The 9,102-nt window shown below is 67.4% G+C and carries 3 protein-coding genes and 1 pseudogene; all 4 read left to right on the top strand.

Annotation, left to right across the window (positions count from 1 at the left end):
- Positions 1-607, top strand: a pseudogene (locus ACM2XV_RS09635) (serine hydrolase domain-containing protein); the annotation flags it as partial.
- A gap of 273 nt (positions 608-880) precedes the next feature.
- Positions 881-4,372 carry a DNA-directed RNA polymerase subunit beta gene (gene rpoB, locus ACM2XV_RS09630; RefSeq protein WP_344776472.1) on the top strand — a complete coding sequence of 1,164 codons (3,492 nt, stop codon included), beginning with the start codon at positions 881-883 and terminating at the stop codon, positions 4,370-4,372.
- A gap of 42 nt (positions 4,373-4,414) precedes the next feature.
- Positions 4,415-8,296: a DNA-directed RNA polymerase subunit beta' gene (locus tag ACM2XV_RS09625; RefSeq protein WP_344776470.1), complete on the top strand. Its 3,882-nt coding sequence runs from the start codon at positions 4,415-4,417 to the stop codon at positions 8,294-8,296.
- Positions 8,297-8,407: 111 nt separating this feature from the next.
- Positions 8,408-9,102: serine hydrolase domain-containing protein (locus ACM2XV_RS09620; protein ID WP_487026772.1), on the top strand; the 695-nt coding region annotated here is incomplete at its 3' end.

Below are 9,102 nucleotides of genomic sequence, written 5' to 3'. Positions count from 1 at the left end.
GCAGGTGCAGCGCACGATCCCCACGGCACGCGCCGGGGTCGAGGAGCACGGCTACGGCTTCGGCCTCATGGTCGAGAAGGGCACGGCGATCGGCCACACGGTCGGGCACTCCGGCGGCTACCCGGGCTTCAGCGCCCATGTGCGCTGGAACGCGCCGGGCGGCTTCGGCGTCGTCGCCTTCGAGAACGCCACCTATGCCGGCGTCAGCGTTCCCGTGACCGCCCTCGTCGATCTGCTCATCGCCGAGGGCGGGGTGACCGCCCCGCAGCCCGAGCCCTGGCCCGAGACGGTCGCGCTCGGGCGCGCCGCCGATCGCCTGATCGACGCATGGGCGGCGGATGACCCGAGCGAGGCGCTCGCGGAAGAGATCCTGTCGGCCAACGTCGCCGCCGACGTGCCGATCGCCGAGCGCGCCGAGCTGGTGCGCGGCCTGGGGATCGTCGCCGCGGGCGAGGAGCCGCGGCTCGAGGCATCCGCGTCGCCCGCGTCGGTGTCGTGGCTGCGTGAGGCGGCCGAGGGGCCCGTGCGCGTGCGCATCTCGCTCGCTCCCGTGGCCCCCGCGCGCATCCAGACACTGGCGATCGCACGCGAGAATCCGGGGGAATAAGCCGGAATGACGCGGACTTATACCCCTTGAAGCAATTCGAGTCAAGAATCGGGTGGACACGGCGACGCGCCGCCCCATATACTTGACCTTTGCGCTCCCTCTAACGTCATGCCTTCATATTGCGGTCGGCACTGCGTGACCAAAGCGTGCTCCGGGCAGTCCCACCTTATCGGCGGGGCGAGTCAGATAGAGCAGCTGAAACGCGGGGAGTTCTCGTCCAGACCGTCAGTAACTTGAGGCCCAATTCGCGATGGGCCTTCGGAGGTTATTTCCTTGGCTGCTGCTCGCAACGCATCGACCACCAACCCGAAGAACGGACGAGACCACTCTCGTCTTTCGTTCGCCAAGATCACCGACACCCTGACCGTTCCTGACCTGCTGGCTCTCCAGACCGAGAGCTTCGACTGGCTGGTCGGCAACGACGCGTGGAAGGCCCGTGTGGCCGAAGGCCTCGCGCAGGGTCGTCAGGATCTTCCTACCCGCACCGGCCTCGAGGAGATCTTCGAGGAGATCTCGCCCATCGAGGACCTGGGCGAGACCATGCAGCTCTCGTTCACGAACCCGTTCCTCGAGGAGCGGAAGTACTCGATCGACGAGTGCAAGGAGAAGGGCAAGACCTACTCGGCCCCCCTCTACGTCGAGGCCGAGTTCATGAACCACCAGACCGGTGAGATCAAGACCCAGACGGTCTTCATGGGCGACTTCCCGCTCATGACCGACAAGGGCACGTTCATCATCAACGGCACCGAGCGTGTCGTCGTGTCGCAGCTGGTCCGCTCGCCGGGCGTCTACTTCGAGCGCACGCCCGAGAAGACCTCCGACAAGGACATCTACAGCGCCCGCATCATCCCGAGCCGCGGCGCGTGGCTCGAGTTCGAGATCGACAAGCGCGACCAGGTCGGCGTGCGCATCGACCGCAAGCGCAAGCAGTCGGTCACCGTGTTCCTCAAGGCCCTGGGGATGACCAGCGAGGAGATCCTCGAGGAGTTCAAGGGCTTCGAGTCGATCGCCGCCACCCTCGAGAAGGACGCCATCCTCACCAAGGAGGAGGCGCTCAAGGACATCTACCGGAAGCTCCGTCCGGGCGAGCAGGTGGCCGCCGAGGCCGCCCGTGCGCTCCTCGACAACTTCTACTTCAACCCGAAGCGCTACGACCTCGCCAAGGTCGGCCGTTACAAGATCAACCGCAAGCTCGGCCTCGACAAGCCGCTGACCGACTCGGTCCTGACCGTCGAGGACGTCGTTCGCACGATCAAGTACCTGGTGTCGCTGCACTCGGGCGAGACCGAGTTCGACGGCATCCGCGACGGCCAGCCGGTCAAGGTGCGCCTCGACGTCGACGACATCGACCACTTCGGCAACCGCCGCATCCGCGCCGTGGGCGAGCTGATCCAGAACCAGGTCCGCACCGGCCTGTCGCGCATGGAGCGCGTCGTGCGCGAGCGCATGACCACGCAGGACATCGAAGCGATCACCCCGCAGACCCTGATCAACGTGCGCCCCGTCGTGGCCGCGATCAAGGAGTTCTTCGGCACCTCGCAGCTGTCGCAGTTCATGGACCAGAACAACCCGCTCGCGGGGCTCACCCACAAGCGCCGCCTGTCGGCGCTCGGCCCCGGCGGCCTCTCGCGTGAGCGCGCCGGTGTCGAGGTCCGCGACGTGCACCCGTCGCACTACGGCCGCATGTGCCCGATCGAGACGCCTGAGGGCCCGAACATCGGTCTGATCGGCTCGCTCGCGTCGTTCGCGCGGATCAACTCGTTCGGCTTCATCGAGACGCCGTACCGCAAGATCGTCGACGGCAAGGTCACCGACCAGGTCGACTACCTCACCGCAGCGGAAGAGGACGAGTTCATCATCGCCCAGGCCAACGCGCCGCTGAAGGCCGACGGCTCGTTCGCCGAGGAGCGCGTGCTCGCACGTGAGGTCGGCGGCGAGGTCGACCTGATCCCCGCCGAGCAGGTCGACTACATGGACGTCTCGCCGCGCCAGATGGTGTCGGTCGCGACCTCCCTCATCCCGTTCCTCGAGCACGACGCCGCGAACCGCGCCCTGATGGGTGCGAACATGCAGCGTCAGGCCGTGCCGCTGCTGCGCTCCGAGAGCCCGGTCGTCGGCACCGGTATGGAGGGCTTCGCCGCGATCGACGCGGGTGACGTGGTCACCGCTGAGAAGGCCGGCGTCGTCACCGAGGTGTCGGCCGACGTCGTCACCGTGCAGCTCGACGAGGGCGGCACGCAGGACTACTACCTGCGCAAGTTCGACCGCTCGAACCAGGGCACGAGCTACAACCACCGTGTGATCGTCAACGCGGGCGACCGCGTCGAGGTCGGCGAGGTCATCGCCGACGGCCCGGCGACCGAGAACGGCGAGCTCGCGCTCGGCAAGAACCTGCTCGTCGCGTTCATGCCGTGGGAGGGCTACAACTACGAGGACGCGATCATCCTCAGCCAGAACCTCGTGAAGGACGACACCCTCTCCTCGATCCACATCGAGGAGTACGAGGTGGATGCCCGTGACACGAAGCTCGGCAAGGAGGAGATCACCCGCGACCTGCCGAACGTCAGCCAGGAGCTGCTGGCCGACCTCGACGAGCGCGGCATCGTCCGCATCGGCGCAGAGGTCCGCCCCGGCGACATCCTCGTCGGCAAGGTCACGCCGAAGGGCGAGACCGAGCTCTCCGCCGAGGAGCGCCTGCTGCGCGCCATCTTCAACGAGAAGAGCCGCGAGGTGCGTGACACCTCGCTGAAGGTTCCCCACGGCGAAGAGGGCACGATCATCGGCGTCAAGGTGTTCGACGCGCAGGACGGCGACGACGAGCTCGGCTCGGGCGTCAACCAGCGCGTGGTCGTCTACATCGCCCAGAAGCGCAAGATCACCGCGGGTGACAAGCTCGCCGGCCGCCACGGCAACAAGGGCGTCATCTCGACGATCCTTCCCGTCGAGGACATGCCGTTCCTCGCGGACGGCACGCCGGTCGACGTCGTGCTCAACCCCCTCGGCATCCCCGGTCGCATGAACTTCGGCCAGGTGCTCGAGACGCACCTCGGCTGGGTCGCGAAGACCGGTTGGAAGATCGAGGGCGACCCCGAGTGGGCCAAGGGCCTGCCGCCCGAGGCGCGCGAGGTCGCTCCGAACACGAAGCTCGCGACGCCCGTGTTCGACGGCGCCTCTGAAGAGGAGATCTCGGGTCTGCTCGACTCGACTCTCGTCACCCGCGACGGCGAGCGCCTGATCGGCTCCTCGGGCAAGACGGTCCTGTTCGACGGCCGCTCCGGCGAGCCGTTCCCTGACCCGGTGTCGGTCGGCTACATGTACATCCTGAAGCTGCACCACCTGGTCGACGACAAGATCCACGCCCGCTCGACCGGCCCCTACTCGATGATCACGCAGCAGCCGCTGGGTGGTAAGGCGCAGTTCGGTGGCCAGCGCTTCGGTGAGATGGAGGTGTGGGCGCTCGAGGCATACGGCGCGGCATACGCCCTGCAGGAGCTGCTCACCATCAAGTCCGACGACATCCTCGGCCGCGTCAAGGTGTACGAGGCGATCGTCAAGGGCGAGAACATCCAGGAGCCCGGCATCCCCGAGTCCTTCAAGGTCCTCATCAAGGAGATGCAGTCGCTGTGCCTGAACGTCGAGGTGCTGTCGGCAGACGGCACCGCGGTCAGCCTGCGCGACACCGACGACGAGGCCTTCCGCGCTGCGGAAGAGCTCGGCATCAACATCTCCGCCCGCTTCGAGTCCTCTTCGATCGAAGAGATCTGAAGCCAGGCCGATAACAGAGAACTTTTCTAAGTAGGAGAGAAATTGCTCGACGCAACTACCTTTGACGAGCTTCGCATCGGCCTTGCTACCGCTGAGGACATCCGCAAGTGGTCCTACGGTGAGGTCAAGAAGCCCGAGACCATCAACTACCGCACCCTCAAGCCCGAGAAGGACGGTCTGTTCGGTGAGCAGATCTTCGGCCCGTCCCGCGACTGGGAGTGCGCCTGCGGCAAGTACAAGCGTGTCCGCTTCAAGGGCATCGTCTGTGAGCGCTGCGGTGTTGAGGTCACCAAGTCGTCCGTGCGCCGTGAGCGCATGGGCCACATCGAGCTCGCCGCCCCGGTGACGCACATCTGGTACTTCAAGGGTGTGCCCAGCCGCCTCGGCTACCTGCTCGACATGGCCCCGAAGGACCTCGAGAAGGTCATCTACTTCGCGGCATACATGGTCATCTTCGTCGACGAGGACGGGCGTCACGCCGACCTGCCCGGTCTCGAGAACGAGCTCCGTCTCGAGCTGAAGACGCTGGGCGACCAGCGCGACGCAGCCGTGGCCGACCGCCTCGGCCGCCTCGAGGCCGACCTCGCGGCCCTTGAGGCCGAGGGCGCCAAGGCCGACCAGAAGAAGAAGGTCAAGGACGGCGCCGAGAAGGAGATGGCGCAGCTGCGCAAGTCCTTCGACGAGGACATCGCTCGTCTCGAGCGCGTCTGGGAGTCGTTCCGCACGCTGAAGGTCGGCGACCTCAAGCCCGAGGACGCCGACTTCAACGAGCTCGTCGACCGCTACGGCCTCTACTTCGAGGCCCACATGGGTGCTGAGGCGATCAAGCGTCGCCTGCAGGACTTCGACCTGGAGGCCGAGGCCGAGACGCTGCGCGAGCAGATCGCCACGGGCAAGGGCCAGAAGAAGATCCGCGCGATCAAGCGCCTGCGTGTCGTCAACTCGTTCCTCGCCACCGGCAACTCGCCGGCCGCGATGGTGCTCGACGTCGTGCCGGTCATCCCGCCCGAGCTTCGCCCGATGGTCCAGCTCGACGGCGGCCGCTTCGCGACCTCCGACCTGAACGACCTGTACCGCCGCGTGATCAACCGCAACAACCGTCTGCGCCGTCTGCTCGATCTCGGTGCCCCCGAGATCATCGTGAACAACGAGAAGCGCATGCTGCAGGAGGCCGTCGACGCACTGTTCGACAACGGCCGCCGCGGTCGCCCCGTCACCGGCACCGGCAACCGCGCCCTCAAGTCCCTCAGCGACATGCTGAAGGGAAAGCAGGGTCGCTTCCGCCAGAACCTGCTCGGCAAGCGCGTCGACTACTCGGGCCGCTCGGTCATCATCGTCGGCCCGACGCTGAAGCTGCACCAGTGCGGTCTGCCCAAGCAGATGGCGCTCGAGCTGTTCAAGCCGTTCGTGATCAAGCGCCTGATCGACCTGGGCCACGCCCAGAACATCAAGGCGGCCAAGCGCATGGTCGAGCGTTCGCGCCCGCAGGTCTGGGACGTCCTCGAGGAGATCATCCGCGAGCGCCCCGTGCTGCTGAACCGTGCGCCCACGCTGCACCGTCTCGGCATCCAGGCCTTCGAGCCGCTGCTCGTCGAGGGCAAGGCGATCCAGCTGCACCCGCTCGTGTGTGCCGCGTTCAACGCGGACTTCGACGGCGACCAGATGGCCGTGCACCTGCCGCTGTCGGTCGAGGCCCAGGCCGAGGCCCGCATCCTGATGCTCGCCTCGAACAACATCCTGAAGCCCTCCGACGGCCGCCCGGTCACCCTGCCCGCGCAGGACATGATCATCGGTCTGCACCACCTGACCACCGTCAAGGAGGGTGCGCTCGGTGAGGGCCGCGCGTTCTCGTCGGTCGCCGAGGCGATCCTCGCGAAGGACCAGGGCACGCTCGACCTCAACGCCAAGGTGAAGCTCCGTCTCACGGACCTCTACCTCGACGAGGAGACCGCGCCCGAGGGCTTCGTGCAGGGCTCGACCGCGACGATCGAGACCACGCTGGGCCGCGCGCTCTTCAACGAGGCGCTTCCCGCGGACTACCCGTACGTCGAGGCCGTCGCCGACAAGGGCCGCATCTCGCAGCTGGTCAACGACCTCGCCGAGCGGTACCCGAAGGTCGAGGTCGCGGCGACGCTCGACCGCGTCAAGGACGCCGGCTTCTACTGGGCGACCCGCTCGGGCGTCACGGTGGCCATGTCCGACGTGTCGACTCCTCCCCAGAAGAAGGAGATCATCGCCAAGTACGAGAAGCAGGCAGCCAAGGTCCAGAGCGAGTACGACCGCGGTCTCACCACCGACAACGAGCGCCGTCTCGAGCTCGTCAACATCTGGACCAAGGCGACCGAAGAGGTCGCGGCGGCCATGCGCGACAACTTCGAGAAGGACAACACCATCTACCGCATGGTGAGCTCCGGCGCCCGTGGTAACTGGCTGCAGATCCGTAACATCGCGGGTCTTCTCGGCCTGGTGACGAACCCGAAGGGTGAGACCATCGCGCGCCCGATCCTCTCGAGCTACCGCGAGGGCCTGACCGTTGCCGAGTACTTCATCAACACCCACGGTGCTCGTAAGGGTCTGTCCGACACCGCTCTGCGCACCGCCGACTCGGGTTACCTGACCCGTCGTCTGGTGGATGTCTCGCAGGACGTCATCATCCGCGAGGACGACTGCGGTACGAACAAGGGCCTCGACCTCGCGATCGCGGCGAACAACGCCGAGGGCGTGCTCACCCGCGACCCGAACGTCGAGAACTCGGTGTTCGGCCGCACCCTGGCCGTCGACGCGGTCGGTGCCGACGGCACCGTCGTGGCCGAGGCGGGCTCCGACGTGGGCGACGTGCTCATCGACAAGCTCGTCGAGGCCGGCGTCGAGCGCATCAAGGTGCGCTCGGTCCTGACCTGCGAGTCGTCGGTCGGCGTCTGCGCGAAGTGCTACGGCCGCTCGCTGGCCACCGGCAAGCTCGTCGACATCGGCGAGGCCGTCGGCATCATCGCGGCGCAGTCCATCGGTGAGCCCGGCACCCAGCTGACGATGCGTACCTTCCACCAGGGCGGTACCACCGGTGCTGACGACATCACGCAGGGTCTGCCCCGTGTGCAGGAGCTCTTCGAGGCGCGTACCCCGAAGGGTTCGTCGCCCATCGCAGAGGCCGCGGGCACGATCAAGATCGAGGAGACGGAGAAGAGCCGCAAGGTCATCCTCACGCCCGACAACGGCGATGAGCCGCACGTCTACCCGGTCCTGAAGCGCTCGACCCTCCGCGTCGAGGACGGCCAGCACGTCGAGCTCGGCGAGCAGCTGATCATCGGCTCGGTCGACCCGAAGGAGGTGCTGCGCGTCATGGGCGTCCGTGCCGTGCAGGAGCACCTCGTCGGCGGCGTGCAGGGCGTCTACCGCTCGCAGGGTGTGCCGATCCACGACAAGCACATCGAGGTCATCGTTCGCCAGATGCTGCGCAAGGTCACCGTCGTCGAGCACGGCGAGACCGAGCTGCTGCCCGGCGAGCTGGTCGACCGCTCGCGCTTCGTCGAGGTCAACCGCGCCGCGGTGGCCGAGGGCAAGAAGCCCGCGGCCGCCCGCCAGGAGGTCATGGGTATCACCAAGGCCTCGCTCGCGACCGAGTCGTGGCTGTCGGCGGCCTCCTTCCAGGAGACCACCCGCGTGCTCACGCAGGCCGCCATGGAGGGCAAGAGCGACCCGCTGATCGGCCTGAAGGAGAACGTCATCATCGGAAAGCTGATCCCGGCCGGCACCGGCCTCGGTCGCTACCGCAACGTGACGGTCGACGCGACGGAGGAGGCGAAGGCGGAGCGCTACCCGAACCGCATCTTCTCCGACGACTCGGTGTTCGACGAGAACTCGCTGTCCTTCGTGGACTTCGACTCCTTCTCGAGCGACGACTACACGCCCGGCACCTACAACTAGTAGCAGCCAGTGCGACAGGAAGGCCCCCGCTTCGGCGGGGGCCTTCTCGCGTCCGGGGACCCGGAGAGGTGCGCCCCGCGCGCACGCGGACCCACCGCATAGGCTGGCCGCGTGAACACGACCGTCGAGCAGAGCGTCCGCGCGCTTCTCGACGAGCGGCTCGCGCTCGGCGGGTTCTCGGGTGCAGCGGTCGCGGTGAGCGTGGACGGAGAGACCGTCGTCGAGCTCGAAGTCGGCGTGAAGGCATCCGTCGACGCGAACGGAGACAGGCTCGAGGCGGATGCCGGCGAGCCGGTCACCCGCGACACCCGGTTCGACCTGGCATCCGTCACCAAGCTCGCGAGCGCCCACACGATCCTCTCGCTCGTCAGAGACGGCGCGCTCGACCTCGACGAGCCGCTGGCGGTGAAGCTGCCGGCCTACCGGGCCGGCGCCAAGAAGCAGGTCACGCTGCGCCACCTGCTGACGCACACGAGCGGGCTGCCGGCCAGCTGGCACGGCTGGGAGCAGCCCCTGCTCGACCACCTCGCCCACCGCCCGGCCGATGCGCCGCCGCTCGCGGCGACCCCCTTCGACGATCGCGAGGCCCTGCTCGCGGGGCTGCTCGAGACGCCGCTCGCCTCCGCCCCCGGCGAGCACTTCCGCTACTCCGACGCCGGCTACAACACGGCCATGGCCCTCGCAGAGTCGGTGACGGGCGTGCCGTGGGAGCGACTCGTGACCGAGCGCACCCTGCGACCGCTGGGCCTCGAGGCCGACCTCGCCTTCGGTGCTCAGGCCGAGGCATCCGTCGCCACCGAGTACGA

The sequence above is a fragment of the Gryllotalpicola sp. CP2-P1 genome (genome assembly GCF_057512245.1).
This window is presented reverse-complemented; position numbering and strand designations above follow the sequence as displayed.